Below are 26932 nucleotides of genomic sequence, written 5' to 3' on the forward strand. Positions count from 1 at the left end.
CCGCGCCCGCGGGGGGGGCCCCCCGCGCGCCCCCCGCGCCCGCGCCCGCGCCCCCCCGCCGCCGCGGGGCCGCGCCCCCCCGGCAGCCCGGGCCGCCGCGCCCCGGCCGCTTCGGCGCCGCCCCTGGGCCCGCCACACCCTGCGGGCCGGTTCGCTGCTGGCCGCGCTCGGCTTGTGGCAGCTGCTCACCGCCCTCGACGTCAACCTGTGGCTGCGTTTCGCGCAGTTCCCATCCGCCACCGATGTGGTCCGGGAGCTCGCCGACCGCCTCGCCACCGGCGCCTACTGGCAGGATCTGACCGATTCCCTCAGCCGCATCCTCACCGGGTTCGTGCTCGCCGCCGTCCTGGGCGTGGCGGTCGGCACCGCCATCGCCCGCTCCCCGCTCGTATCCGATCTGCTCGGCCCCGTCCTCGAGGTGTGCCGACCGATCCCGGCCATCGCGCTGGTGCCGGTGGCGATCCTGATGTTCCCCAGCAATGAGCAGGGGATCGTCTTCATCACCTTCACCGCCGCCTTCTTCCCGGTCATGGTGAGCACCCGGCACGCGGTCCGCGCGCTGGCGCCCGTCTGGGAGGAGGCGGTGCTCACCATGGGCGGCGGGCGCGGACGCGTCCTGGTGTCCGTCGTCCTGCCCGGGGCGCTGCCCGGAATCCTCGGCGGGCTCTCCGTCGGCATCGGCGTCTCCTGGATCTGTGTGATCTCCGCCGAGATGATCTCCGGGGCCTACGGCGTCGGCTACCGCACCTGGCAGGACTACACGATCGTCGACTACCCGGGCGTCTTCGTCGGCATGACCACGATCGGCGTGCTCGGCTGGCTCACCTCAACGGCGGTCGAGCTGGCCGGACGGCGGCTGACCCGGTGGCTGCCCCGTACGGAGACCACGGACCGGCCGACGCCCGCGCGCAAGGAGGCGGCCACCCCGTGAGCACATCCGACGTCACCACCACCCCGGCCACCCCTGCCGCTCCGGGCGCCGAAGCCGCCCCACCGGGCGTGCGGCTGCGCCTGGAGGACGCCGCCCTCGGCCGCCCCGGCGCACCCGTCCTCCACGGTCTCGACCTGGAGGTCCCGCCCGGTGACATCCTTACGGTCGTCGGCCCGTCCGGATGCGGCAAATCCACCCTGCTGCGCACCCTCGCCGGGCTGCTGCCGGCCCTCGACGGGCGGGTCACCCAGGACGGCACCGCGATCAGCCGGCCGCACGCCGACCGGGCGCTGATCTTCCAGGAGGACGCGCTGCTGCCCTGGCGCACTCTGCGCGCCAACGTCGAACTCCCGCTCGCCATACGGGGCGTGCCGCGCGCCGAGCGCCGCGGCTGGGCCGGGGCATGGCTGGAGCGCGTCGGGCTCGCCGAGCACAGCGGACGGCTGCCGCACCGGGTCTCGGGCGGCCAGCGGCAGCGGGCCCAACTCGCCCGGGCGCTCGTCGGCGAGCCGCGCGCCGTCCTCATGGACGAGCCGTTCGGCGCGCTCGACGCACAGACCCGCGCCGGGATGCAGCGGCTGCTGGTCGAGGTGCTCCAGGGCACCCGCGCCACCGTCGTCTTCGTCACCCACGACGTGGACGAGGCGCTGTTCCTCGGCGACCGGGTGGCGCTGCTGGGCGGCGCGGAGGGCGGGGGCCGGGTGCTGGACATCCCGCATCCGCGCGAGCGCGCCGCCCATGACGCCGCGGCGACCGTCGCGCTGCGCCGTCAGGTCCTCGAATCCCTCGGCATGTGAAAGGCCCAACTGGCGTGAACAACAGGGAGCACAGGGAGCACAGGAAACGTCCGGAGCACAGGGAGCACCCGGAGAGCGGGGAGCACGTGGAGAAGGGGGAACACGTGGCGGACGGGGAGCACATGGAGAAGGGGGAGCATCTGGCGGACGCCGCGACCGTGGAGATCCCCGCCCTCGCCGCAGCCGAGGAGCTGACCTGCGACGTCCTCGTCATCGGCGGTGGCACGGCCGGCACCATGGCGGCGCTCACCGCCGCCGAGCACGGCTCCTCCGTCCTCCTCCTCGAAAAGGCGCACGTCCGCCACTCGGGCGCGCTCGCCATGGGCATGGACGGCGTCAACAACGCCGTCATCCCCGGCCGGGCCGAACCCGATGACTACGTGGCCGAGATCACCCGCGCCAACGACGGCATCGTCGACCAGTCCACCGTGCGTCAGACCGCCACCCGCGGCTTCTCCATGGTCCAGCGGCTGGAGCGGTACGGGGTGAAGTTCGAGAAGGACGAGCACGGCCAGTACGCGGTCCGCCGGGTCCACCGCTCCGGCTCGTACGTACTGCCGATGCCCGAGGGCAAGGACGTCAAGAAGGTCCTCTACCGGCAGTTGCGGCGGCGCGAGATGCGCGAACGGATCCGCATCGAGAACCGGGTGATGCCGGTCCGGGTGCTCACCGCGGGCGGCCGGGCCGTCGGCGCCGCCGGATTCCACACCCGCACCGGCCAGTTCGTCACCGTGCGCGCCGGGGCGGTGATCCTGGCCACCGGCGCCTGCGGGCGGCTCGGCCTGCCCGCGAGCGGCTATCTCTACGGGACGTACGAGAACCCCACCAACGCGGGCGACGGCTACGCCATGGCGTATCACGCGGGCGCCGAGCTGACCGGGATCGAATGCTTCCAGATCAACCCGCTGATCAAGGACTACAACGGCCCGGCCTGCGCCTATGTCGCCAATCCGTTCGGCGGCTACCAGGTCAACCGGCACGGTGAGCGGTTCGTCGACTCCGACTACTGGTCGGGGCAGATGATGTCGGAGTTCGCGGCGGAGGTCGCGAGCGAGCGCGGCCCGGTCTACCTCAAGCTCAGCCATCTGCCGGAGGAGTCGGTGGCCGCGCTGGAGTCCATCCTGCACTCCACCGAACGCCCCACCCGTGCCACCTTCCACGCCGGGCGCGGCCATGACTACCGCACCCACGACGTGGAGATGCACATCTCCGAGATCGGGCTGTGCGGCGGCCACTCGGCCTCGGGGGTGCGGGTCGACGCCCACGCCCGGACCACGGTCCCCGGGCTGTACGCGGCCGGTGACCTGGCCTGCGTACCGCACAACTACATGATCGGGGCCTTTGTCTTCGGCGACCTGGCGGGCGAGGACGCCTCCCGCCAGACGGCGTACCAGGGCGAACTGCCCCCGGAGCAGCTCGCCGAGGCGCATGAGCTGATCTACGCCCCGCTGCGGAACCCCGGGGGGCCGCCGCAGCCGCAGGTCGAGTACAAGCTCCGGCGCCTGGTCAACGACTATGTGGCCCCGCCCAAGAGCGGCGCCCGGCTCTCACTCGCCATCGAGGCGTTCGAGCGGATGCGCGGGGACATCGCCGAGATGGGCGCCCACACGCCCCACGAGCTGATGCGCTGCGCCGAGGTGAGCTTCATCCGCGACTGCGCGGAGATGGCCGCGCGCTCCTCGCTGGCCAGGACGGAGAGCCGGTGGGGGCTCTACCACGAGCGCACCGACCATCCGCTGCGCGACGACGAGGGCTGGCTGCACCATCTGGATCTGCGCAAGTCGGCGTCGGGGGCGATGGAGTTCACCGCGCGTCCCGTCGCCCCGTATCTCGTCCCGGTGGCGGAGTACGCGCCTGCGGGCGGGCCGTCCCGCCCGCTCGGCGAGGTGTGGCCGGAGCAGGTGGCCACGGCGGGGCCGCGTGAGAGTGCGCCGCGGGCGGGGGCCGGGGCGGGACGGGCGGATGAGGACCGTAAGGAGGGGACGGGCGTCCCGTCCGCCAGCACGGACGTCTCGGCCGCCTCTGCCGTCTCTGCCGCCTCTCTTGTCTCTGCCGTCTCTGGCGCCTCTGCCCCCTCTCCTGTCCCTGCCGTCTCTGCCGGCTCCCCGCGCATCCTCGAACTGCTCGCCCTCGCCGAGGAGCAGCCCGAACTCGCCGCGCTCCGGCCCTATCTGGCCGACCCCGACCCCGCGGTCCGCCGTGCCGCCGTCGCCGCACTGACCGAGACCGCGCCACCGGGCACCGGCCCGGCCCTCGCGGCGGCCCTGGCCGACACGGACGCCGACGTACGCGCCGACGCCGCGGCCTCGCTGCGCGAGCTGGTCGAGGTGCTGCCCCCGGAGCCCGCTCTGCGCGAACCCCTGGTCCACGGGCTGGCCGTGGCCGATCCGGTGGTGCGGGCGGCGGCGCTGGACGTCCTGCGCGCGCTGGGCCTCGGCGACGCGGAACTGTTCGCGCGGGCGCTGACGGACGCGGCGGTCGCGGTCCGTATCCAGGCCGTACGGGGGCTGGTCTCGGTGGACGCGCTCACCGCGCTGGAGCCGGGAGTCGCGGACGCGTCGCGTGAGGTGAGGGTGGCGACGGCGGGGGCGCTGGGGACCCTGGCGCCCGGTGGCCGGGCGGCGGACGCCCGCCGACTGCTCGCCCCGCTGCTGCGGGACCCGGACGTCCTCGTCCGGGCCGCCGCCCTGGAGGCCCTGGCCTCGGCCGGATGCCCGGCGCCACTGGACGCCGAGGCGGTGGCGGCGCTGGGCGATGCCGCCTGGCAGGTGCGCAAGGGGGCGGCGACGGCGCTGTCCGCCGCGGCGCCGGGGCTCGGCGTCCCGGCGCTGGCCAGTGCCCTGGCCGACGTGCACGCTGATGTCCGTAAGGCGGCGGTGCTGGCGCTGCTGCCGATGGCGGAGCGGGAGCCGGGTGCCCGGGAGGCTCTGTCCTCGGTCCGGTCCGACCCGGACGCGGATGTCCGGGCGTACGCGGCCAGGGCGACGGCCTAGCGTCGCGCCTGCGGCGAGCTTGCCCCACCCCGCCCCTTCCCGAACCAGGGGGCTCCGCCCCCTGCCCCCCGCCGGGGCTCCACCCCGGACCCCGCTCCTCAATCGCCGGAGGGGCTGGAATTGCGTCACCGCCCGGCCCGGACACCGTCGCGCTATCCGCGCCGGGGCGGGCGCCAAGGGCCGCAGCCCCGACACCGTCACGGTGTCCCTGCCGAAGCGGGATCCAGGGGCCGCAGCCCCCTGCGCTCGGGAAGGGGCGAGGCGGGGGACAGCTCCACCCCGGCCCGGACACCGTCACAACGTCCCTGCCGGGACGGGGTCCAGGGCCGCAGCCCCCTGCGTTCAGGAAGGGGCGGGCTGGGGAATGGCTCCACCCCGGCTCAGACACCGTCGCAACGTCCCTGCCAGGGCGGGATCCCGGGGCCGCAGCCCCCTGGTTCGGGAAGGGGCGGACTAGGGAATGGCTCCGGCCGGGCGCGGGCACCGTGGTGGTGTCCGGGCCCGGCCGGGGTCAGGGGGCGGAGCCCCGTGGGTTCGGGTGGGGGCTGGGTGGGGATGGCTAGCGGACGAAGACTCCCGCCTGGCTCGCTAGGTCCAGGAAGTACTGCGGGGCGACGCCCAGGACCAGCGTGACCGTCACGCCGATCGCGATGGCCGACGAGGTCAGCGCGCTCGGCACGGCCACGGACGGGCCGTCCGTGCGCGGCTCGCTGAAGAACATCAGCACGATCACCCGGATGTAGAAGAACGCGGCGACCGCCGAGGAGATCACACCGATCACCACCAGCGCGCCCGCCCCGCCGTCGGCCGCCGCCTTGAAGACCGCGAACTTCCCGGCGAAGCCGCTGGTCAGCGGGATACCGGCGAAGGCCAGCAGGAAGACCGCGAAGACGGCGGCCACCAGGGGCGAACGGCGGCCGAGACCGGCCCACTTGGACAGGTGGGTGGCCTCGCCGCCCGCGTCCCGCACCAGGGTGACCACCGCGAAGGCGCCGAGGGTCACGAAGGAGTACGCGGCGAGGTAGAAGAGGACGGAGGAGATGCCCTCGGGCGTGGTGGCGATGACACCGGCGAGGATGAACCCGGCGTGGGCGATCGAGGAGTACGCCAGCAGCCGCTTCACATCGGTCTGGGTGACGGCCACGATCGCGCCGCCCAGCATGGTGACGATGGCGACGCCCCACATCACCGGCCGCCAGTCCCAGCGCAGCCCCGGCAGCACGACGTACAGCAGCCGCAGCAGCGCGCCGAAGGCCGCGACCTTGGTGGCCGCCGCCATGAAGCCGGTCACCGGGGTGGGTGCGCCCTGGTAGACGTCGGGGGTCCACATGTGGAACGGCACGGCGCCGATCTTGAACAGCAGCCCCATCAGCACCATCGCCCCGCCGATCAGCAGCAGCGCGTCGTTGCCCATGGTCCCGGCGAGCGCCGGGGTGACGTTCCTGACCTGGCCGTCGACGACGTCCGCGATCCCGGAGTAGGCGACCGTGCCCGCGTAGCCGTACAGCAGGGCGATGCCGAAGAGCAGGAACGCCGAGGAGAAGGCGCCCAGCAGGAAGTACTTGACCGCGGCCTCCTGCGACAGCGCGCGATGGCGCCGGGCCAGCGCGCACAGGATGTACAGCGGCAGGGAGAAGACCTCGAGCGCCACGAAGAGCGTCAGCAGATCGTTGGCGGACGGGAAGACCAGCATGCCGCCGACCGCGAAGAGGACCAGCGGAAAGACCTCGGTGGTGGTGAACCCCGCCTTGACGGCCGCCTTTTCGGCGTCCCCGCCGGGCACGGCGGCGGCCTGGGCCGCGAAGGAGTCGACGCGGTTGCCGTGCACCACCGGATCCAGCCGCCGCTCGGCGAAGGTGAACACCGCCACCAGCGCCACCAGGAGAATGGTCCCCTGCAGGAAGAGGGCCGGTCCGTCGACCGCGATCGCGCCCATGGCCGCGACACGGGCCTTGCTGGTGCCGTAGTCACCGGCGGCGAGGCCGATCACGGCGGCGAAGGCCGCGGCCAGGGCGACCACGGAGACGAACAGCTGCGCCACGTACCGCTGGCGGCGTGGGAGGAACGCCTCGATCAGGACGCCGACGATCGCCGCGCCGAGCACGATCAGCGTGGGCGACAGCTGCCCGTACTCGATATCGGGCGACGGGATCTTGTCGGGCGCCGCCGCCGCTGTTGTCCACAGGCTGTGGACAGTGGCCGCGTGGGTCACTTGGCACCTCCGGAAGGACCGTCGTGGGAAGCACCGTCGGACTTCGGGCTGTAGCTGAACCAGCCCGCGTCGGTGACGGGGTGATCGGGCTTGGGATCCTTCTTGTCCACCACGGACATCGTGTGGTCGACCGCCGGGTTGACGATGTCGGCCAGCGGCTTCGGATAGACCCCGAGGAAGATCAGCAGCGCGATGAGCGGGGCCACGACGACCAGCTCACGCACCCGCAGATCGGGCATGGACCGCACCTCGGCCTTCACCGGACCGGTCATGGTGCGTTGGTAGAGGATCAGCACGTAGAGCGCCGCCAGCACTATTCCGACGGTCGCGATCACGCCGAACGCCGGGTAGCGGCTGAACGTGCCGACCAGGACCAGGAATTCGCTGATGAACGGCGCGAGTCCGGGCAGCGAGAGGGTGGCGAGCCCGCCGATCAGGAAGGTGCCGGCGAGCACCGGAGCGACCTTCTGCACCCCGCCGTAGTCGGCGATGAGCCGCGAACCGCGCCGCGTGATCAGGAACCCGGCCACCAGCATCAACGCGGCCGTGGAGACGCCGTGGTTGACCATGTAGAGGGTGGCGCCGCCCTGGCCCTGGGTGGTCATCGCGAAGATGCCCAGGATGATGAAGCCGAAGTGGGAGATCGAGGCGTAGGCGATCAGCCGCTTGATGTCCCGCTGGCCGATCGCCAGCAGCGCCCCGTAGATGATGCTGATGAGCGCCAGGATCATGATCGCCGGGGTGGCCCACTTGCTGGCCTCCGGGAAGAGCTGGAGGCAGAAGCGGAGCATCGCGAAGGTGCCGACCTTGTCGACCACCGCGGTGATCAGCACGGCGACCGGGGCGGTGGACTCCCCCATCGCGTTGGGCAGCCAGGTGTGCAGCGGCCACAGCGGCGCCTTCACCGCGAAGGCGAAGAAGAAGCCGAGGAAGAGCAGCCGCTCGGTGCTGGACGCCATGTCCAGATGGCCGCCCGCCCGCGCCTGGACGATCTCCTGGAGCGAGAAGGTGCCGGTGCCGAGCTGATCGGCGGTGACCGCGTACAGACCGACCACCGCGGCGAGCATGATCAGCCCGCCCGCCAGGTTGTAGAGCAGGAACTTCACCGCGGCGTACGAGCGCTGAGTGGCCGTCTCCTCCTCGGAGCGGCCCCCGGCCCGGTCCCCGAAGCCCCCGATGAGGAAGTACATCGGGATCAGCATGGCCTCGAAGAAGATGTAGAAGAGGAAGACGTCGGTGGCCTCGAAGGAGATCACCACCATCGCCTCGACCATCAGGATCAGCGCGAAGAAGCCCTGGGTGGGCCGCCAGCGGCGGTTGGGGCGGGCGCCTTCCAGCGGATCGGCGTCATGCCAGCCCGCCAGGATGATGAAGGGGATGAGCACCGCGGTGAGCGCGATCAGCGCGACCGCGATCCCGTCCACGCCCAGTTCGTAGCGGACGCCGAAGTCCTTGATCCAGGGGTGGGATTCGGTGAGCTGGAAGCGGGCGCCGCCGGGGTCGAAGCGGACCAGGACGACCGCCGCGAGGGCGAGGGTGACCAGGGAGAAGCCCAGCGCCACCCACTTGGCGGCGGCGCGCTGGGCGGCGGGCATGGCGGCGGTGGCCACCGCGCCGAGCGCGGGCACCACGGCCGTGGCCGTCAGCAGGGGAAATGACATGACTCAGACCGCCCTCATCAGCAGGGTCGCGGCGATGAGCACCGCCGTACCGCCGAACATCGAGACCGCGTACGTACGGGCATAGCCGTTCTGCAGCTTTCGCAGCCGGCCGGAGAGCCCGCCGACGGAGGCCGCGGTGCCGTTGACCACCCCGTCGACCAGCTTGTGGTCGACATAGACCAGACCGCGGGTGAGGTACTGGCCTGGTTTGACGAGCGCGACATGGTTGAAGTCGTCCTGGAGCAGATCGCGCCGGGCGGCCCGGGTGAGCAGGGATCCGCGGGGGGCGGTGCGCGGCACCGGCCGGCGTCCGTACTGCGCCCAGGCGAGGGCGACACCGATCAGCAGCACCACCATCGTCCCGCCGGTGACCGCGGCGGCGCTGAGCGGGGAGTCGCCTTCGCTGTGGCCGGTGACCGGCTCCAGCCACTTCAGGAACGCGTCGTTGACGCTGAACAGCCCGCCCGCGAAGACCGATCCCACGGCCAGGACGATCATGGGGATGGTCATGGACGAGGGCGACTCGTGCGGATGCGGCTCGTGGCCCTCCTCGTCCGGCACCCAGCGCTTCTCGCCGAAGAAGGTCAGCAGCATCACCCGCGTCATGTAGTACGCGGTGATGGCCGCGCCCAGCAGGGCCGCGCCGCCGAGGATCCAGCCCTCGGTGCCGCCCTTGGCGAACGCCGCTTCGATGATCTTGTCCTTGGACCAGAAGCCGGACAGCCCGGGGAAGCCGATGATCGCGAGATAGCCGAGCCCGAAGGTGATGAAGGTGACCGGCATGTACTTCCGCAGACCGCCGTACTTGCGCATGTCGACCTCGTCGTTCATGGCGTGCATGACCGAACCGGCCCCGAGGAAGAGCCCCGCCTTGAAGAAGCCGTGGGTCACCAGGTGCATGATCGCGAAGACATAGCCGATCGGGCCGAGCCCGGCGGCCAGGATCATGTAGCCGATCTGGGACATGGTGGACCCGGCCAGGGCCTTCTTGATGTCGTCCTTGGCACAACCGACGATCGCACCGAACAGGAGCGTGACCGCGCCGACCGCGACCACCGCGGCCTGGGCGTCCGGCGCGGCGTTGAAGATCGCGCCGGAGCGGGTGATCAGATACACGCCCGCGGTCACCATGGTCGCCGCGTGGATCAGGGCCGAGACCGGGGTCGGGCCCTCCATCGCGTCCCCGAGCCAGGACTGCAGCGGCACCTGGGCCGACTTGCCGCAGGCCGCGAGGAGCAGCATCAGCCCGATCGCGGTGAGCTTGCCCTCGCTCGCGTGGTCCGCGTTCGTCAGCACCGGGGCGAAGGTGAAGGTCCCGAACGTCGTGAACATCAGCATGATCGCGATCGACAGGCCCACGTCGCCGACGCGGTTGACGATGAACGCCTTCTTCGCCGCCGTGGCCGCGCTGGGCTTGTGCTGCCAGAAGCCGATGAGCAGGTACGAGGCGAGGCCGACGCCCTCCCAGCCGACGTACAGCAGCAGGTAGTTGTCGGCGAGGACGAGCAGCAGCATGGCCGCGAGGAAGAGATTGAGATAGCCGAAGAAGCGGCGGCGGCGCTCGTCGTGCTCCATATAGCCGATCGAGTAGATGTGGATCAGCGTGCCCACACCGGTGATCAGCAGGACGAAGGTCATGGACAGCTGGTCGAGCTGGAAGGCGACGTCCGCGCGGAAGCCGCCCACCGGGATCCAGCTGAAGACCTTGCTGTGCAGGGCCCGGTCGTGCTCGCCGCGGCCGAGCATGTCGGCGAAGAGCACCGCGCCGATGGCGAAGGAGGCGGCGGCGAGCACGGTGCCGATGTAGTGGCCCTTGCCGTCCAGCCGCCGCCCTCCGCACAGCAGCAGGGCCGCGCCGAGCAGCGGGACCGCGACAAGCAATCCGATGAGGTTCTCCACTTGAACGCGACCCCTTCTAGAGCTTCATCAGGCTGGCGTCGTCGACCGAGGCCGAGTGGCGGGAGCGGAAGACGGTCACGATGATCGCGAGACCGACCACAACCTCCGCCGCGGCCACGACCATCGTGAAGAAGGCGATGATCTGGCCGTCGAGATTGCCGTGCAGCCGGGAGAAGGTGACGAACGCCAGGTTGCACGCGTTCAGCATCAGCTCGACGCACATGAAGAGGACGATCGCGTTCCGCCTGATGACGACGCCGGCCGCACCAATGGTGAACAACAGGGCGGCCAGGTAGAGGTAGTTGACCGGATTCACTTGGCGACTCCCCTCGGATTCGGCGCACTGCCCGCGTTCTCGCCGTCTTCTCCGTTTTCGCCGTTCTCGGAGGTGCCCGGCTTCCCGGTGCCCCCGGACGGCTTGCCGGTCCCATTGCCCTTCCGGCCCAGCCAGCGCTGCGAGCGCTGTTCCAGCGCCGCCAGCTCGGCCAGCGCCTCGCTGGAGACGTCCCGGATCTGACCGCGGCCGCGCAGCGTGGCGTTGACGGTGAGGTCGGACGGGGTGCCGTCGGGCAGCAGACCGGGGATGTCCACCGCGTTGTGCCGCGCGTACACACCGGGAGCCGGCAGCGGCGGCACGTTCCGGCCGGTGCGCACCCGCGCCTCGGACTGCTCGCGCTGGGTGCGGGCCCGCTCGGTGCGCTCGCGGTGGGTCAGCACCATCGCGCCGACCGCCGCGGTGATCAGCAGCGCGCCGGTGATCTCGAAGGCGAAGACGTACTTGGTGAAGATCAGTGACGCCAGGCCCTCCACGTTCCCGCCGGAGTTGGCCTGGCCCAGGCCGTTCCACGTCTTCAGCGAGGCATTGCCGATCCCGGCGCACAGCAGGATGCCGAAGCCGAGCCCGCACAGGGCGGCGAGCCAGCGCTGCCCCTTCAGGGTCTCCTTGAGGGAGTCGGCGGCGGTGACACCGACCAGCATCACCACGAAGAGGAAGAGCATCATGATCGCGCCGGTGTAGACCACGATCTGGACGACGCCCAGGAAGTACGCGCCGTTGGCGAGGTAGAAGACCGCCAGGACGATCATGGTGCCCGCCAGGCACAGGGCGCTGTGCACGGCCTTGTGCATCAGGATCGTGCACAGCGCGCCGATCACGGCCACGGTGCCGAGCACCCAGAACTGGAGGGCCTCACCGGTGGAGGTGGTGGAGGCCGCCGCGGCCAGAGCGCCGCTCATGCCTGCACCCCCTGCTGCCGCTCCTGCTGCCCCTCCTGCGACTCCTCGTTCCCCGCGGCCTGGTCGGACAGGGTCTCGCCCTTGCTGACCGCGACCTGCTGGGTGGTGCCGGGCGCGGCCTCGGTCACCAGGCCCCGGTAGTAGTCCTGCTCGTCGGTGCCGGGGTAGATGGCGTGCGGGGAGTCGACCATCCCGTCCTCGAGGCCCGCGAGCAGCTCCTCCTTGGTGTAGATGAGCGATTCGCGGGTGCGGTCGGCGAGCTCGTACTCATTGGTCATGGTCAGCGCCCGGGTGGGGCACGCCTCGACGCACAGGCCGCACAGGATGCAGCGCAGATAGTTGATCTGGTAGACGCGGCCGTAGCGCTCACCGGGCGAGTAGCGCTCCTCGTCGGTGTTGTCCGCGCCCTCCACATAGATCGCGTCGGCGGGGCAGGCCCAGGCGCACAGCTCGCAGCCGACGCACTTCTCCAGCCCGTCCGGGTGCCGGTTGAGCTGGTGGCGTCCGTGGAAGCGGGGCGCGGTGGGCTTCTTCACCTCTGGGTACTGTTCGGTGAGCCGCTTCTTGAACATGGCCTTGAAGGTCACGCCGAAGCCGGCCACCGGATTCTGGAAGTCAGACACCGTCGGCCTCCTTTCCGTCACTGACAGTGTCGGGGCCACCACTGACAATCAACTCACGCTGGGTGCGCGGACGTCGGCGGGGGACGGGCGGCAAGGTCTGGCCGGGCAGCGGAGGCACCGGGAAACCTCCCGCCATCGGATCGAAGGCGGGCTCCGGTCCCTGTTCCGCTCCGGCCTCGGCCTGCGCCGAACGGTCGCGGAAGAAGTCGACCACGAAGGACAGCAGCAGCAGCGCGATCACCGCGCTGCCCACGTAGAGCACGATGTCCTGGTAGTCGTAGTTCTCGTTGCGCAGCGCCCGGACGGTGGCGACCAGCATCAGCCAGACCATCGAGATCGGGATGAGCACCTTCCAGCCCAGCTTCATGAACTGGTCATAGCGGACCCGCGGAAGCGTGCCGCGCACCCAGATGAAGACGAAGAGCGAGGTGACGACCTTGCCGACGAACCACAGCATCGGCCACCAGCCGTGGTTGGCGCCCTCCCAGAAGGTGCTGATCGGCCAGGGCGCCCGCCAGCCACCGAGGAAGAGGGTGACGGCGACCATCGAGACGGTGACCATGTTGATGTACTCGGCGAGCATGAACATCGCGAACTTGATCGAGGAGTACTCGGTGTTGAAGCCGCCGACCAGGTCGCCCTCGGACTCCGGCATGTCGAACGGCGCCCGGTTGGTCTCACCGATCATCGAGACGATGTAGATGAGGAACGACACCGGCAGCAGCACCGCGTACCAGCGGTCCTGCTGCGATTCGACGATCTGCGAGGTCGACATCGACCCGGAGTAGAGGAAGACCGCCGCGAAGGAGAGCCCCATCGCGATCTCGTAGCTGATCATCTGGGCGCAGGAGCGCAGACCGCCCAGGAGCGGATACGTCGATCCGGAGGACCAGCCCGCCAGCACGATGCCGTAGATGCCGACCGAGGCGGTGGCGAGGATGTAGAGGACGGCGATCGGCAGATCGGTCAGCTGCATCGCGGTGCGGTGCCCGAAGACCGAGACCTCGCCGCCGGCCGGGCCGAACGGCATCACCGCGACCGCCATGAAGGCGGGGATGGCCGCGACGACCGGCGCCAGGACGTAGACCACCTTGTCCGCGCCCTTGACGACCACGTCCTCCTTGAGCATCAGCTTCACGCCGTCCGCGAGGGACTGGAGCATGCCCCAGGGGCCGTGCCGGTTGGGCCCGATGCGCAGCTGCATCCAGCCGACCACCTTGCGCTCCATGACGATGGAGATCAGCACGGTCACCATCAGGAACGCGAAGCAGAAGACGGCCTTGATCACGATCAGCCACCACGGGTCGCGGCCGAACATCGACAGGTCCTCTGCGGCGAGAATCCTCACTGGGTCACCTCCGTCGCGGGGGCAGTGATCGTCACGACATCGCCGGGGCGGGCCCCCAGATCGCGCTGGACCCCGCCGCCGACGGAGGCCAGCGGCAGCCAGACCACCCGGTCGGGCATCGCGGTGACGCTCAGCGGCAGTTGGACCGAGCCGGCCGGGCCGGTGACGCGGACGAGCTGGCCGTCCTCGACCCCCGCCTCGCCCGCCGTGGCCGCCGACAGCCGGGCCACGGCCGCGTGGCGGGTCCCGGCCAGGGCCGGATCGCCGTCCTGCAGCCGGCCCTGGTCGAGCAGCAGCCGATGGCCGGCGAGGACCGCCTCGCCCTCGGTCGGCCGGGGCAGCGGACCGCCCGTCTCCAGCGAGGCGGTGGCGCGCGGGCCCTGCCAGGTGCCCAGCCGGGTCATCTCGGCGCGTACGGCCTCGACGTCCGGCAGGTCCAGGGGGGCGTCCAGCGCGTCGGCCAGCATGTGCAGCACCCGGGCGTCCGGGAGGGTGTGGCGGCGGGTCATCTGGTCGGGCTTGAGCGCGGCCTCGAACGGCCGGGCCCGGCCTTCCCAGTTGAGGAAGGTGCCGGACTTCTCGGCGACCGCCGCGACCGGCAGCACCACATCGGCCCGCTCGGTGACCTCCGAGGGCCGCTGCTCCAGGCTGACCACGAAGTCCACCGCGTCCAGGGCCTCCAGGGCCCGCGCGGGATCGGGCAGGTCTGCGACCTCGACGCCCGCGACCAGCAGCGCGCCGAGCCCGCCGACCGCCGCGGCCTCGATGATCTGGCCGGTGTCCCGGCCCACCTGGTGCGGCAGGTCGACGGTGCCCCAGACGGAGGAGACCTCCTCGCGGGCCCGCGGGTCATGGGCCGGGCGGCCGCCGGGCAGCAGCCCGGGGAGCGCCCCCGCCTCGATCGCGCCCCGCTCCCCCGCCCGGCGCGGGATCCAGGCGAGCGTGGCCCCGGTGGCGGCGGCGGCCCGTACGGCGGCGGTGAGCCCGCCGGCCACGGACGCCAGCCGCTCGCCGACGATGATCACCGCGCCCTCTTCGCGCAGCGCCTCGGCGGCCCGCTCCCCGCCCTCGTCCAGACCGGTGCGGCCCGCGATGGCGTCCAGCCACTCGGTCTCGGTGCCGGGGGCGGCCGGCAGCAGGGTGCCGCCCGCCTTCTCAAGGCCCCGGGTGGCGTGGGTGGCCAGCGAGAAGGTGCGCTGTCCGTGCTTGCGGTGCGCCTTGCGCAGCCGCAGGAAGACGCCGGGCGACTCCTCCTCGGCCTCGAAGCCGACCAGCAGCACGGCCGGGGCCTTCTCCAGCGCGGTGTAGGTGAGTCCGCCACCGTCCAGGTCACGCCCCCGGCCCGCGATGTGGGTGGCCAGGAAGTCGGCCTCCTCGTCGCTGTGGAGACGGGCCCGGAAGTCGATGTCGTTGGTGTCCAGGGCGAGCCGCGCGAACTTCGCGTAGGCGTAGGCGTCCTCGACGGTCAGCCGGCCGCCGGTGAGCACGCCGGTGCGGCCGCGCGCCATGCTGAGCCCCTCGGCCGCCGCGTCGAGCGCCTCGGGCCAGCTCGCCGGCTCCAGCTTCCCCGTCTCGCGGTCGCGCACCAGCGGGGTGGTGAGCCGCTCCGGCAGCTGGGCGTAGCGGAAGCCGAAGCGGCCCTTGTCGCAGATCCACTCCTCGTTGACCTCGGGGTCGTCCGCCGCCAGCCGTCGCATGACCTTGCCGCGCCGGTGGTCGGTGCGGGTGGCGCAGCCGCCCGCGCAGTGCTCGCACACGCTCGGCGAGGAGACGAGGTCGAAGGGGCGGGAGCGGAAGCGGTACGCCGCCGAGGTCAGGGCGCCCACCGGGCAGATCTGGATGGTGTTGCCGGAGAAGTACGACTCGAACGGGTCGCCCTCGCCGGTGCCCACCTGCTGCAGCGCGCCCCGCTCCAGCAGCTCGATCATCGGGTCGCCCGCGATCTGGTTGGAGAAGCGGGTGCAGCGCGCGCACAGCACACAGCGCTCGCGGTCCAGCAGCACCTGGGCCGAGATGGGGACCGGCTTGGCGAACGTCCGCTTCTGGCCCTCGAACCGGCTGTCGGCCTGTCCGGCGCTCATCGCCTGGTTCTGCAGCGGGCATTCACCGCCCTTGTCGCAGACCGGGCAGTCCAGCGGGTGGTTGATCAGCAGCAGCTCCATCACCCCGCGCTGGGCCTTCTCGGCCACCGGCGAGGTGAGCTGCGTCTTGACCACCATCCCGTCGGTGCAGGTGATGGTGCAGGAGGCCATCGGCTTGCGCTGGCCCTCCACCTCGACGATGCACTGGCGGCAGGCGCCGGCCGGGTCGAGGAGCGGATGGTCGCAGAACCGCGGGATCTCGATGCCGAGCAGTTCGGCGGCGCGGATGACCAGCGTCCCCTTGGGGACGGAGATCTCGATCCCGTCGATCGTGACGGAGACCAGATCTTCTCGCGGCACCGCCGCCTCCCCGCCCGACGAGGGTGCGTTGGTGGTCACGGTCATGCGTTCACCCCCAGGTGAGTGGAGCGCGGCTCGTCGGCCCACACGGTGGACTTGGCCGGGTCGAACGGACAGCCTCCGCCGGTGATGTGCTGCTCGTACTCCTCGCGGAAGTACTTCAGCGAGGAGAAGATGGGGCTGGCCGCGCCGTCGCCGAGGGCGCAGAAGGACTTGCCGTTGATGTTGTCGGCGATGTCGGCCAGCTTGTCGAGGTCCTCCATGCGCCCCTTACCGGCCTCGAGGTCGCGCAGCAGCTGGACCAGCCAGTAGGTGCCCTCGCGGCAGGGTGTGCACTTGCCGCAGGACTCATGCGCGTAGAACTCGGTCCAGCGGGTCACGGCCCGCACCACGCAGGTGGTCTCGTCGAAGCACTGGAGCGCCTTGGTGCCCAGCATCGACCCGGCCGCGCCCACGCCCTCGTAGTCCAGCGGGACGTCGAGGTGCTCCTCGGTGAGCAGCGGGGTGGACGAGCCGCCCGGGGTCCAGAACTTCAGCCGGTGGCCGGGGCGCATCCCGCCGCTCATGTCGAGCAGCTGGCGCAGGGTGATCCCGAGCGGGCCCTCGTACTGTCCGGGGTTGGCCACATGGCCGGACAGCGAGTAGAGCGTGAAGCCCGGGGACTTCTCGCTGCCCATCGAACGGAACCATTCCTTGCCCTTGTTGAGGATCGCGGGAACCGAGGCGATGGATTCGACGTTGTTGACAACAGTGGGGCACGCGTACAGACCGGCGACCGCGGGGAAGGGAGGCCGCAGCCGGGGCTGGCCGCGGCGGCCCTCCAGCGAGTCCAGCAGCGCGGTCTCCTCACCACAGATGTACGCGCCGGCGCCCGCGTGCACGGTGATGTCGAGACCGGGCAGTCCATCCACCCCGAGCTTCCGCCGCCGCTGTTCCGCGGTGCCGAGGTAGCCCTCCTCGTACGCCTCGCGCACGGCCTCGTGCAGCCGCCGCAGCACGGGAACGACCTCGCCGCGCAGATAGATGAAGGCGTGCTCGGAGCGGATGGCATGACAGGCGATGATCATGCCCTCGATGAGGGAGTGCGGATTGGCGTAGAGAAGGGGGATGTCCTTGCAGGTGCCCGGCTCCGACTCGTCGGCGTTGACGACGAGATAGTGCGGCTTGCCGTCGCCCTGCGGAATGAACTGCCACTTCATCCCGGTGGGGAAGCCGGCGCCGCCGCGGCCGCGCAGACCCGCGTCCTTCACCAGCGCGATCACCGCGTCGGGGTCCATCGCGAGGGCCTTGCGCATGCCCTCGTAGCCCTCGTGCCGCAGATAGGTGCGCAGGGACCAGGAGTTCGGCTGGTCCCAGAACGCGGAAAGCACGGGTGCCAGCAGCTTCTCGGGGCTGTGCCCATTGATCTCGGTTGTCACGGTCATCACTCCCCCTCCTCGGCGACCGGACCGGCCGGGTGGTGCGGATCGGAGGCGGAGGTCCGCTGCGGCGCGTCATGCGAGCTGGGATGCGTCGGCGGCGCCTCGTCCTGCGGGGCGTCCGCGGACCTCGGCGAGACCACCCGGCCGGGGGTGACCTCCCCCTTGGCCAGCCGCAGCCCGACCAGCGAGGCGGGCCCCGCGGAGCCACCGGCCTCGACGGCGCCCGGACGGGCGTCCGGGAAGCCGGCCAGGATGCGGGCGGTCTCCTTGTAGGTGCACAGCGGCGCGCCCCGGGTCGGCTCGACGGTCCGGCCCGCCCGCAACTCGTCGACCAGCGCCTTGGCGGATTCGACGGTCTGGTTGTCGAAGAACTCCCAGTTGACCATCACCACGGGTGCGTAGTCGCAGGCCGCGTTGCACTCGATGTGCTCCAGGGTGACCTTGCCGTCCTCGGTGGTCTCCCCGTTGCCCACCCCCAGATGGCTCTGCAGCTCCTCGAAGATCGCGTCGCCGCCCATCACCGCGCACAGGGTGTTGGTGCACACCCCCACCTGGTAGTCGCCGGAGGGCTTGCGCCGGTACATCGTGTAGAAGGTGGCGACCGCGGTGACCTCGGCGGTGGTCAGACCCAGCATCTCGGCGCAGAACCGCATGCCGGTGCGGGTGACATGGCCCTCCTCGGACTGCACCAGGTGCAGCAGCGGCAGCAGCGCGCTGCGGCTGTCCGGGTAGCGGGCGATCACCTCCCGGGCGTCCTCCTCGAGCCGGGTGCGCACCTCGGCCGGGTAGTCGGGGGCCGGCAGCTCCGGCATCCCCAGCTGAACATCAGTCACCGGTCCACTCCTCCCATCACGGGGTCGATGGACGCGACAGCGACGATCACATCGGCGACCTGGCCGCCCTCGCACATCGCCGCCACGGCCTGCAGATTGGTGAAGGACGGGTCGCGGAAGTGGACGCGATACGGGCGGGTGCCGCCATCGCTGACCACATGGGCGCCCAGTTCGCCCTTGGGCGACTCGATCGCCGCGTACGCCTGTCCGGGCGGGACCCGGAATCCCTCGGTCACCAGCTTGAAGTGGTGGATCAGGGCCTCCATGGAGGTGCCCATGATGTTCTTGATGTGGTCCAGGGAGTTGCCGAGGCCGTCCGGGCCGAGCGCGAGCTGCGCGGGCCAGGCGATCTTCTTGTCCGCGACCATCACCGGTCCCGGCTCCAGCCGCTCCAGGCACTGCTCGACGATCCGCAGCGACTGGCGCATCTCCTCCAGCCGGACCAGGAACCGGCCGTAGGCGTCGCAGGTCTCGGCGGTCGGCACCTCGAAGTCATAGGTGTCATAGCCGCAGTACGGATCGGTCTTGCGCAGATCGTGCGGCAGCCCGGTGGACCGCAGTATCGGGCCGGTGATGCCGAGCGCCATGCAGCCGGCGAGGTCGAGGTAGCCGACGTCCTGGAGCCGGGCCTTGAAGATCGGGTTCCCGGTGGCGAGCTTGTCGTACTCGGGCAGGTTCTTCCGCATCGTCTTCAGAAGGGCCCGGATCTGGTCGACCGCCCCCGGCGGCAGGTCCTGGGCGAGCCCGCCGGGCCGGATGTACGCGTGGTTCATCCGCAGACCGGTGATCAGCTCGAAGACGTCCAGGATCAGCTCGCGGTCCCGGAAGCCGTAGATCATGATCGTGGTCGCCCCGAGCTCCATACCGCCGGTGGCGATGGCCACCAGATGCGAGGAGAGCCGGTTGAGCTCCATCAGCAGCACCCGGATCACCGAGGCGCGGTCCGGGACCTGGTCCTCGATGCCGAGCAGCTTCTCGACGCCCAGGCAGTACGCCGCCTCGTTGTAGAAGGGCGTCAGATAGTCCATGCGCGTCACGAAGGTGGTGCCCTGCGTCCAGTTCCGGAATTCGAGGTTCTTCTCGATTCCGGTGTGCAGATAACCGATTCCGCAGCGGGCCTCGGTGACCGTCTCACCGTCGATCTCCAGGATCAGCCGGAGCACTCCGTGGGTGGAGGGGTGCTGCGGACCCATGTTGACGATGATCCGCTCGTCGTCGGCCTTCGCCGCGGCGGCCACGACCTCATCCCAGTCGCCGCCGGTGACGGTGTAGACGGTGCCTTCTGTGGTCTCGCGCGCGGAGGCCGAAGGCGTTGCGTGGGGGGCAGTCATCAGCTGTACGACCTCCGCTGGTCCGGAGCCGGGATCTGGGCGCCCTTGTACTCGACGGGGATGCCGCCGAGCGGGTAGTCCTTGCGTTGCGGGAAGCCCTGCCAGTCGTCGGGCATCATGATCCGCGTCAGCGCGGGATGACCGTCGAAGATCAGGCCGAAGAAGTCGTAGGTCTCGCGCTCATGCCAGTCGTTGGTCGGATAGACATCGACGATCGACGGGATGTGCGGGTCGTCATCCGGAGCGCTCACCTCCAGCCGGAGCACCCGGCCATGGGTGATCGACCGCAGGTGGTAGACGGCGTGCAGCTCACGGCCCTTGTCGCCGGGGAAGTGCACTCCGCTGACGCCGGTGCACAGCTCGAAGCGGAGCGCCGGGTCGTCGCGCAGGGTCCGGGCGACCCGCGGGAGGTGCTCCCGGGCGATGTGGAAGGTCAGTTCCCCGCGGTCCACGACGGTCTTCTCGATCGCGTTCTCCGGGAGCAGCGACTGCTCCTCGAGCGCGCCCTCGAGCTCGTCGGCGACCTCGTCGAACCAGCCCCCGTACGGCCGGGTGGCCTCGCCGGGCAGCCGTACGGGGCGCACCAGCCCGCCGTAGCCGGTGGTGTCGCCGCCGTTGTTGGCGCCGAACATCCCGCGCTGGACGCGGATGGGCTCGCCCTGGTCGCCGCGGCGGCCGGGGAGGTTCTCGGCGTTGAGGTCCTTGTCCGGGTTGACCCCGTTGGACCCATTGGCCTCGGTCAACGCAGAAGCCCCTTCATCTCGATCATCGGCAGCGCCTTCAGCGCCGCTTCCTCCGCCTCACGGGCCGCACGCTCGCGATTGACGCCGAGCTTCTCCTCGCGGATCTTCTCGTGCAGCTTGAGGATCGAGTCCATGAGCATCTCGGGCCGCGGCGGACAGCCGGGCAGATAGATGTCGACCGGGACGATGTGATCGACGCCCTGCACGATCGCGTAGTTGTTGAACATCCCTCCGGAGGAGGCGCAGACGCCCATGGAGATGACCCACTTCGGGTTCGGCATCTGGTCGTAGACCTGACGCAGGACCGGGGCCATCTTCTGGCTGACGCGCCCGGCGACGATCATCAGATCGGCCTGGCGGGGCGAGCCGCGGAAGACTTCCATGCCGAAGCGCGCGAGGTCGTAGCGCCCCGCGCCGGTGGTCATCATTTCGATGGCGCAACAGGCCAGGCCGAAGGTGGCCGGGAAGACGGAGGACTTACGGGCCAGCCCGGCGGCCTGTTCCACGGTGGTGAGCAGGAACCCACTCGGGAGCTTCTCTTCGATACCCATGCGATGTTTCCCCTATCTCCTCTAGAGCCCCTTTGGTCCCACTAGTCCCACTCCAGGCCGCCGCGCCGCCAGACGTAGGCATAGGCGACGAAGACCGTGAGCACGAAGAGGAGCATCTCCACGAGCCCGAACAGGCCGAGGGCGTCGAAGGTGACGGCCCAGGGGTAGAGGAAGACGATCTCGATGTCGAAGACGATGAAGAGCATCGCCGTCAGGTAGTACTTGATGGGGAAGCGCCCACCGCCGGCCGGATGCGGAGTCGGCTCGATGCCGCACTCATAGGCCTCGAGCTTGGCCCGGTTGTAGCGCTTGGGGCCGATGATCGCGGCCATGAAAACCGAGAAGATCGCAAAACCTGCCCCGAGGGCTCCCAGTACGAGGATGGGCGCGTATGCGTTCACCGTCCTCGCTCCCTTCAGTCGACGATGACTGTTTGGCGGACCGCACGAACATGCCGCCGCCCCACGAAGATCGCGCACATGTGAGGCAGTTCACAAGCCCGTTTCGCCTGCATCCTATGCCCGTCGGTCTGTGATCTGCGACACGGGGTACGACAACGTCTTTGTGATCTCCACCACCTGACGAAGGATCATGAAGTCGGATGAGCGGTGATCTTGTACGTGAAGCATCCGAACGACCACGAGAAGTGACATTCGGAGACGTCATCACAGGTGAGCGCGTTGCGCCCCTACCAAGACATGGTACATACATGCAAATTTGCTCTGGGCGACGTCAGCTGATATGTGCCTTCCATCCTCATGAGTGACCTTCGTCCCGGGGCGATTGATCATGGGCTCGCGCACGTTCGCGATCACCGCTCCGCGCACGCGTTCACGAGCGGGTCGGAGCGAGTGAGGTATCCCACCCCCAGACGGGTTGTGGATCTAGATTTCATGGGAATCCTTTGTACGCGGACCACATCGGTGGTAGGTCCCGCGCTGCCCCGGTTTGGCCATCAAATGCCGTGCGTAGACACATGATCGCGAAATGCGGGCAAGTCGGCTGAGTGGGCCATGGAGATCATTTGGCCCGGTTTTTGGTCGCGTGCATGCCAAATGTGGCGCACCCCACTTTTGTTGATCTGGGCCTTAGGGCCCTGGTAGCCAGTGACCTATGTCCCCAGTCGCACACATACCCAGCCACCGGAAGCCCCGCCGTGCCACGTCGACGCGTGCGCTCCGCGCAGGGGTGACCGGTGGCTTCCTCACCCTCGCGGTGGCCGGTGCCGCCGTGCCCGCCTCCGCCACGGAGAGCAACGCCGCTCCCGCCGAGTCCACCCTGGAGATGCCGACTGTCAGCGCCACGCTGGCGAGCACGGCCGCCCAGACAGCGGACGCCACCCAGCAGGCGGCGTCCGACTACGAGCTCCAGGCCCAGAAGGACCAGGCGGCCGCCCACGCCAAGATCGCCGCCAAGAAGACCAAGGCGGAGGCCGACCGCAAGGCGAAGGAAGCCCGGGAGGCCGCCCGTAAGGCGGCCGCCAAGCGCGCGGCCGAGGCCAAGGCCCAGGCAGCGAAGGCGTCGCGCTCCGCCGAGCGCACCACGCTCTCCACCAGCACCAGTGCCAGCACCACCGTCAGCAACGCCTCCGGCAATGCCGCGACCCTGATCAGCTTCCTCAAGGCGCAGCTGGGCAAGGCGTACGTGCTCGGCTCCAGCGGTCCGTCCTCCTACGACTGCTCCGGGCTGACCCAGGCCGCCTTCAAGCAGATCGGCGTGAGCCTGCCGCGGGTCTCGCAGGACCAGTCCACCACCGGCACCCCGGTCTCGCTGGACTCCCTGCAGCCGGGCGACCTGCTCTACTGGGGCAGCGCCGGTAGCGCGTACCACGTCGGCGTCTACGTCGGCGGCGGCAAGTTCATCGGCGCCCAGAACCCGAGCACCGGGATCGTCGAGCGCCCGCTGGACTACGACATGCCCACCGGGGCCGTGCGCGTCCTGTAGGACACCCGTAAGACACCCGCTGGCCATTTGACCCTGGGGCCGCCGTTCCCGCCGTGGACGGCGGCCTCACGTCCTTTCTCTCCCTACTGCGCGTAGACCTTCTCCAGGAACTCGCCGAGTAGGTCGTCGCTGAGGTGATGGGCCAGATCCGCCTCGGAGATCATTCCGACCAGCCGCTTGTTCTGGTCGATCACCGGAAGCCTGCGGATCTTGTGCTCCTCCATCTCCCGCAGCACGTCCCTGACATCGGCGTCCGCGGGAATCCAGCGGGGGGTGCCCTTGGTGAGCGCCCCGACGGGCGTCCCCGAGGGGTCGGCGCTCTCCGCGATGCATCCGACGACGATGTCGCGATCGGTCACGATGCCGCACAGCCGCTCGTTGGCGTCGCTGACCGGCAGGGCCCCCACGCCCAGCTCCCGCATCAGCTGGGCGGCACGCAGCACCGTCTCGTTCTCCGGTACCCACTGCGCGCCCGGGTGCATGATGTCCGCTGCCTTCGTCATGGTGTACCTCCTGCCAGGCCCACCGGCGGTGGATCCGGCCCCGTGGGCCCCATCGGTCCGGCTTCGCCGCGGCTGGCGCACACGGCGCCCCCTGCCTTCATTGTCACCACCGCCGCACGGCGACGTCATGTCGAGCCCGGCGGCGGCTGTCGGTGCCCGGTGCCAGACTGAGTAACGAGGCAGTACCGGACAGAACGAGGCAATCTCCGGCAGAACACTCCCCCGGAACTCTCCAGCGCCTTCGCGCCCGACCGTCGAAGGAGCGCCCCATGCTCACCACCGATTACGTCCCCGGCGCCCCCAACTGGCTCGATCTGGGCGCCCCCGACACCGAAGCGGCCGTGGCCTTCTACGGCTCCCTGCTGGGCTGGCACTTCGAGTCGGCAGGCCCCGAAGCGGGCGGGTACGGCTTCTTCACCCTGAACCGGAAGACCGTCGCGGCCGTCGGGCCGCTCACCGAGGAGGGCGCGCGCTCCGCCTGGACGCCGTACTTCCACACCCCCGACGCCGAGGCGACCGCCAAGACCGTCGAGCAGGCGGGCGGCACGGTGCGGCTCGCTCCGTTCGACGTCTTCGAGGAAGGGCGGATGGCCCAGTTCACCGACCCCGGCGGCGCCCGCTTCGCCGTCTGGCAGCCCGGCAGGACGGCGGGACTGGACGCGGTCACCGACCCCGGCACCCTGTGCTGGACCGAGCTGCACTCCCCCGATCCCGCCAAGGACCTCGCCTTCTACCGCAAGATCTTCGGCTGGGACACCGAGGAGATGTCCTTCCCCGGCGGGGCGTACACGGTGCTGATGACGTCCGGCGCCGGCCGGGAGGGCTCCTTCAGCGGCGTCGCCCAGCTCCAGGAGGGGCATTCGACACCGCCGCAGTGGCTGCCGTACTTCGAGGTGACGGACTGCGACGCGGTGGTGGCCAGGGGGCAGGACCTGGGCGGTTCGGTGCTGATGCCGGCCATGTCGGCCGAGGGGATCGGCCGGATGGCCTGGCTGGCGGATGCGGGCCGGGCGCCGTTCGGCGTCATAGCGAGCGGCGGCCCCGGAGCGTAGGCGCTCCGCTGGGAGGGCCGCGATACGTCTGGGGGTGCCGCGATGCGTTGTCGGTTGACTGCGGCGCCGTCGTGGCTGGTCGCGCAGTTCCCCGCGCCCCTTCGGGACGCCGTCGTGGCTGGTCGCGCCCCGCGGCGGAGCCGCATATTGATACAGCCCCGCGCCCCTTCGGGGCCCGTCAGGCGCGGGGGGTGACCTTTGTCAGGCCGTTGATGATGCGGTCCATGGCGTCGCCGCCCGTCGGATCGGTCAGGTTCGCCAGCAGCTTGAGCGTGAACCGCATCAGCATCGGATGGGTCAGCCCGCGCTGCGCCGCCAGCTTCATGACCTTCGGGTTGCCGATCAGCTTCACGAACGCCCGGCCCAGCGTGTAGTAGCCGCCGTAGGTGTCCTTGAGGACCTTCGGGTAGCGCTGGAGGGCCAGTTCGCGCTGGGAGGCGGTGGCGCGGGCATGGGCCTGGACGATCACGTCCGCGGCGATCTGCCCGGATTCCATCGCATAGGCGATGCCCTCCCCGTTGAACGGGTTGACCATGCCGCCCGCGTCCCCGACGAGCAGCAGCCCGCGGGTGTAGTGCGGCTGGCGGTTGAAGGCCATGGGGAGCGCGGCGCCGCGGATCGGGCCGGTCATGTTCTCCGGGGTGTAGCCCCAGTCCTCCGGCATCGAGGCGCACCACGCCTTGAGGACCTCGCGCCAGTCGAGCTCCTTGAAGGAGGACGAGGTGTTGAGGACGCCCAGGCCCACATTGCTCGTGCCGTCGCCCATGCCGAAGATCCAGCCGTAGCCGGGCAGCAGCCGGTCCTCGGCGCCGCGCCGGTCCCACAACTCCAGCCAGGACTCCAGGTAGTCGTCGTCATGGCGGGGCGAGGTGAAGTACGTCCGCACGGCCACGCCCATCGGACGGTCCTCGCGGCGGTGCAGCCCCATGGCGAGCGAGAGCCGGGTGGAGTTGCCGTCGGCGGCGACCACCAGGGGCGCGTGGAAGGTGACGGGCGTCTTCTCCTCGCCCAGCTTGGCCTCGACCCCGGTGATCCGGCCGGTGCGCCCGTCGATGATCGGGGCGCCCACGGTGCAGCGCTCGTACAGCCGGGCCCCGGCCTTCTGCGCCTGCCGCGCCAGCTGCTCGTCGAAGTCGTCGCGCTTACGGACCAGGCCGTAGTCGGGGTACGCGGCCAGCTCCGGCCAGTCGAGCTGGAGCCGCACCCCGCCGGCGATGATCCGCAGGCCCCGGTTGCGCAGCCAGCCCGCCTCCTCGGAGATGTCGATGCCCATGGACACGAGCTGCTTGGTGGCGCGCGGGGTCAGGCCGTCACCGCACACCTTCTCGCGCGGAAAGGCCGTCTTCTCCAGCAGCAGCACATCCAGCCCCGCCTTGGCGAGGTAGTACGCGGTGGTGGAGCCGGCCGGTCCGGCGCCGACGACGATCACATCGGCGCCGCGCTCCGAGATCCCGGAGGACGCGCTCTCGATGGGTGCGGTCTCGCTCACGCGGGGTCTCCCCAAGCCTCGGTAACGGTGTGCCGGTCACGCCGGGCACTGGACAGCTGCAGTCTATGGGGGGCCACACTCCGGCATTCGCGAAGGGCCGTCCCCCCCGCTGCCCGTCCCCCCTGGACCGGCCCCGGAACCGCCGATGGCCGCCTTACGGCTCGTACGGCCGCCTTACGGCTTGTGTCCCGGTTACCGGCCGTCTTACGGCTTGTACGCCCGGTGGAGGGCCACCACGCCGCCGGTGAGGTTGCGCCAGGCCGGGCGCTCCCAGCCCGCCGACCGCAGCCGGGCGGCGAGACCGGGCTGGTCCGGCCAGGCGCGGATGGACTCGGCGAGGTAGACATACGCGTCCGGGTTGCTGCTGACCGATGTCGCGATCGGCGGCAGCGCGCGCATCAGGTACTCGGTGTAGACCGTGCGGAACGGCTGCCATGTGGGGTGGCTGAACTCGCAGATGACGACCCGTCCGCCGGGCCGGGTCACCCGCAGCATCTCGCCCAGCGCCCCCCGCGTGTCCTGGACGTTCCGCAGCCCGAAGGAGATGGTGACGGCGTCGAAGACCCCGTCCGCGAAGGGCAGCCGGGTCGCGTCGCCCGCCGTCAGCGGCAGCCCGGGATGGCGCTTCTTGCCCTCGCGCAGCATCCCGAGCGAGAAGTCGCACGGCACCACGTACGCGCCCGCCTCCCGGAACGGCAGCGAGGACGTCCCCGTACCGGCGGCCAGGTCCAGCACCCGCTCACCGGCGCGCGCGGCCACGGCCCGGGCGACGGCCTTGCGCCACAGCCGGGCCTGCCCGAGCGACAGCACATCGTTGGTGAGGTCGTATTTGGCCGCCACGTCGTCGAACATGGCGGCGACTTCGTGCGGCTGCTTGTCCAGGGATGCTCGGCTCACGCCCCCATTGTTCACCTCGCGGGCCCC

Annotated in this window: 22 protein-coding genes; 5 read left to right on the forward strand and 17 right to left on the reverse strand. The window is 70.6% G+C overall.

What is annotated here, in order from left to right:
- Positions 1-139 precede the first annotated feature (139 nt).
- From ACFXB5_RS15870 to ACFXB5_RS15880, 3 genes are all read left to right on the forward strand, one after another.
- Positions 140-931, forward strand: coding sequence for an ABC transporter permease (locus ACFXB5_RS15870; RefSeq protein WP_385207746.1), 792 nt, complete (start codon positions 140-142; stop codon positions 929-931).
- Positions 928-1728, forward strand: coding sequence for an ABC transporter ATP-binding protein (locus ACFXB5_RS15875; RefSeq protein WP_385207666.1), 801 nt, complete (start codon positions 928-930; stop codon positions 1726-1728). The genes ACFXB5_RS15870 and ACFXB5_RS15875 overlap by 4 nt, the downstream gene beginning before the upstream one ends.
- Before the next feature lie 122 nt (positions 1729-1850).
- The gene (locus ACFXB5_RS15880) at positions 1851-4721 is read left to right on the forward strand and encodes a fumarate reductase/succinate dehydrogenase flavoprotein subunit (protein WP_385207749.1); all 2871 of its coding nucleotides are present in this window, start codon (positions 1851-1853) and stop codon (positions 4719-4721) included.
- A gap of 559 nt (positions 4722-5280) precedes the next feature.
- Here the strand turns inward: ACFXB5_RS15880 and nuoN are convergent.
- The 14 genes from nuoN to ACFXB5_RS15950 are packed head-to-tail and all read right to left on the reverse strand — an operon-like array spanning position 5281 to position 21421.
- Positions 5281-6933: an NADH-quinone oxidoreductase subunit NuoN gene (gene nuoN, locus ACFXB5_RS15885; RefSeq protein ID WP_385207669.1), complete on the reverse strand. Its 1653-nt coding sequence runs from the start codon at positions 6931-6933 to the stop codon at positions 5281-5283.
- Positions 6930-8594, reverse strand: coding sequence for an NADH-quinone oxidoreductase subunit M (locus tag ACFXB5_RS15890; RefSeq protein ID WP_385207672.1), 1665 nt, complete (start codon positions 8592-8594; stop codon positions 6930-6932). The genes nuoN and ACFXB5_RS15890 overlap by 4 nt, the downstream gene beginning before the upstream one ends.
- A 3-nt stretch (positions 8595-8597) precedes the next feature.
- On the reverse strand, positions 8598-10493 hold the full coding sequence (gene nuoL, locus ACFXB5_RS15895; protein WP_385207675.1) for an NADH-quinone oxidoreductase subunit L: 1896 nt from the start codon (positions 10491-10493) through the stop codon (positions 8598-8600).
- A gap of 16 nt (positions 10494-10509) precedes the next feature.
- Complete coding sequence (nuoK, locus tag ACFXB5_RS15900; protein WP_009715954.1) at positions 10510-10809, reverse strand: NADH-quinone oxidoreductase subunit NuoK; 300 nt, start codon at positions 10807-10809, stop codon at positions 10510-10512.
- Positions 10806-11729 carry an NADH-quinone oxidoreductase subunit J gene (locus ACFXB5_RS15905; RefSeq protein WP_385207678.1) on the reverse strand — a complete coding sequence of 308 codons (924 nt, stop codon included), beginning with the start codon at positions 11727-11729 and terminating at the stop codon, positions 10806-10808. Before ACFXB5_RS15905 ends, nuoK begins: the two co-directional genes overlap by 4 nt.
- A complete protein-coding gene (gene nuoI, locus ACFXB5_RS15910; protein ID WP_240812983.1) occupies positions 11726-12352 on the reverse strand; it encodes an NADH-quinone oxidoreductase subunit NuoI in 627 nt (208 codons plus the stop codon). The genes ACFXB5_RS15905 and nuoI overlap by 4 nt, the downstream gene beginning before the upstream one ends.
- On the reverse strand, positions 12345-13670 hold the full coding sequence (nuoH, locus tag ACFXB5_RS15915; RefSeq protein WP_385207751.1) for an NADH-quinone oxidoreductase subunit NuoH: 1326 nt from the start codon (positions 13668-13670) through the stop codon (positions 12345-12347). The genes nuoI and nuoH overlap by 8 nt, the downstream gene beginning before the upstream one ends.
- A gap of 26 nt (positions 13671-13696) precedes the next feature.
- Complete coding sequence (locus ACFXB5_RS15920; protein WP_385207681.1) at positions 13697-16186, reverse strand: NADH-quinone oxidoreductase subunit G; 2490 nt, start codon at positions 16184-16186, stop codon at positions 13697-13699.
- Positions 16183-17565 (reverse strand): NADH-quinone oxidoreductase subunit NuoF, encoded by a 1383-nt coding sequence (nuoF, locus tag ACFXB5_RS15925; protein ID WP_201851561.1) that lies wholly within the window; start codon positions 17563-17565, stop codon positions 16183-16185. Before nuoF ends, ACFXB5_RS15920 begins: the two co-directional genes overlap by 4 nt.
- Positions 17565-18374, reverse strand: coding sequence for an NADH-quinone oxidoreductase subunit NuoE (gene nuoE / locus ACFXB5_RS15930; RefSeq protein ID WP_385207754.1), 810 nt, complete (start codon positions 18372-18374; stop codon positions 17565-17567). The genes nuoF and nuoE overlap by 1 nt, the downstream gene beginning before the upstream one ends.
- Before the next feature lie 17 nt (positions 18375-18391).
- Positions 18392-19726, reverse strand: coding sequence for an NADH-quinone oxidoreductase subunit D (locus tag ACFXB5_RS15935; RefSeq protein WP_385207684.1), 1335 nt, complete (start codon positions 19724-19726; stop codon positions 18392-18394).
- Positions 19726-20469, reverse strand: coding sequence for an NADH-quinone oxidoreductase subunit C (locus ACFXB5_RS15940; RefSeq protein ID WP_020869379.1), 744 nt, complete (start codon positions 20467-20469; stop codon positions 19726-19728). The genes ACFXB5_RS15935 and ACFXB5_RS15940 overlap by 1 nt, the downstream gene beginning before the upstream one ends.
- A complete protein-coding gene (locus ACFXB5_RS15945; protein ID WP_020869380.1) occupies positions 20466-21020 on the reverse strand; it encodes an NADH-quinone oxidoreductase subunit B family protein in 555 nt (184 codons plus the stop codon). The genes ACFXB5_RS15940 and ACFXB5_RS15945 overlap by 4 nt, the downstream gene beginning before the upstream one ends.
- Positions 21021-21061: 41 nt before the next feature.
- Entirely contained in the window at positions 21062-21421 is a 360-nt protein-coding gene (locus tag ACFXB5_RS15950) for an NADH-quinone oxidoreductase subunit A (protein WP_020869381.1), read from the reverse strand.
- 712 nt (positions 21422-22133) lie between these two features.
- Here ACFXB5_RS15950 and ACFXB5_RS15955 point away from each other — a divergent pair.
- On the forward strand, positions 22134-22964 hold the full coding sequence (locus ACFXB5_RS15955; protein WP_385207689.1) for a C40 family peptidase: 831 nt from the start codon (positions 22134-22136) through the stop codon (positions 22962-22964).
- Positions 22965-23047: 83 nt separating this feature from the next.
- Here ACFXB5_RS15955 and ACFXB5_RS15960 read toward each other — a convergent pair whose 3' ends face one another.
- Positions 23048-23467, reverse strand: coding sequence for a CBS domain-containing protein (locus tag ACFXB5_RS15960; protein ID WP_020869383.1), 420 nt, complete (start codon positions 23465-23467; stop codon positions 23048-23050).
- Positions 23468-23736: 269 nt separating this feature from the next.
- Here ACFXB5_RS15960 and ACFXB5_RS15965 point away from each other — a divergent pair, with 269 nt between their 5' ends.
- Positions 23737-24519, forward strand: a complete 783-nt coding sequence (locus ACFXB5_RS15965; RefSeq protein WP_385207692.1) for a VOC family protein — start codon at positions 23737-23739, stop codon at positions 24517-24519.
- A 178-nt stretch (positions 24520-24697) separates the two neighbouring features.
- Here the strand turns inward: ACFXB5_RS15965 and ACFXB5_RS15970 are convergent, their stop codons facing one another.
- Both ACFXB5_RS15970 and ACFXB5_RS15975 read right to left on the reverse strand, forming a co-directional pair.
- Entirely contained in the window at positions 24698-26008 is a 1311-nt protein-coding gene (locus tag ACFXB5_RS15970; RefSeq protein ID WP_307841289.1) for a geranylgeranyl reductase family protein, read from the reverse strand.
- 204 nt (positions 26009-26212) lie between these two features.
- The gene (locus ACFXB5_RS15975) at positions 26213-26905 is read right to left on the reverse strand and encodes a demethylmenaquinone methyltransferase (protein ID WP_385207695.1); all 693 of its coding nucleotides are present in this window, start codon (positions 26903-26905) and stop codon (positions 26213-26215) included.
- Positions 26906-26932 lie beyond the last annotated feature (27 nt).

It is taken from the genome of Streptomyces sp. NPDC059455, from assembly GCF_042750115.1.
GTDB lineage: Bacteria > Actinomycetota > Actinomycetes > Streptomycetales > Streptomycetaceae > Streptomyces > Streptomyces endocoffeicus.

What these genes read in the sequence shown, in the direction of transcription:
- ACFXB5_RS15890 (WP_385207672.1), bottom strand. Translation starts at nt 8,594, where the DNA reads ATGTCATTTCCCCTGCTGACGGCCACGGCCGTGGTGCCCGCGCTCGGC.
- ACFXB5_RS15935 (WP_385207684.1), bottom strand. Translation starts at nt 19,726, where the DNA reads ATGACTGCCCCCCACGCAACGCCTTCGGCCTCCGCGCGCGAGACCACA.
- nuoE (WP_385207754.1), bottom strand. Translation starts at nt 18,374, where the DNA reads ATGCCGGAGCTGCCGGCCCCCGACTACCCGGCCGAGGTGCGCACCCGG.
- ACFXB5_RS15955 (WP_385207689.1), top strand. Translation starts at nt 22,134, where the DNA reads ATGTCCCCAGTCGCACACATACCCAGCCACCGGAAGCCCCGCCGTGCC.
- nuoF (WP_201851561.1), bottom strand. Translation starts at nt 17,565, where the DNA reads ATGACCGTGACAACCGAGATCAATGGGCACAGCCCCGAGAAGCTGCTG.
- ACFXB5_RS15880 (WP_385207749.1), top strand. Translation starts at nt 1,851, where the DNA reads ATGGAGAAGGGGGAGCATCTGGCGGACGCCGCGACCGTGGAGATCCCC.
- ACFXB5_RS15965 (WP_385207692.1), top strand. Translation starts at nt 23,737, where the DNA reads ATGCTCACCACCGATTACGTCCCCGGCGCCCCCAACTGGCTCGATCTG.
- ACFXB5_RS15945 (WP_020869380.1), bottom strand. Translation starts at nt 21,020, where the DNA reads ATGGGTATCGAAGAGAAGCTCCCGAGTGGGTTCCTGCTCACCACCGTG.
- nuoH (WP_385207751.1), bottom strand. Translation starts at nt 13,670, where the DNA reads ATGTTCGGCCGCGACCCGTGGTGGCTGATCGTGATCAAGGCCGTCTTC.
- ACFXB5_RS15960 (WP_020869383.1), bottom strand. Translation starts at nt 23,467, where the DNA reads ATGACGAAGGCAGCGGACATCATGCACCCGGGCGCGCAGTGGGTACCG.
- ACFXB5_RS15905 (WP_385207678.1), bottom strand. Translation starts at nt 11,729, where the DNA reads ATGAGCGGCGCTCTGGCCGCGGCGGCCTCCACCACCTCCACCGGTGAG.
- ACFXB5_RS15920 (WP_385207681.1), bottom strand. Translation starts at nt 16,186, where the DNA reads ATGACCGTGACCACCAACGCACCCTCGTCGGGCGGGGAGGCGGCGGTG.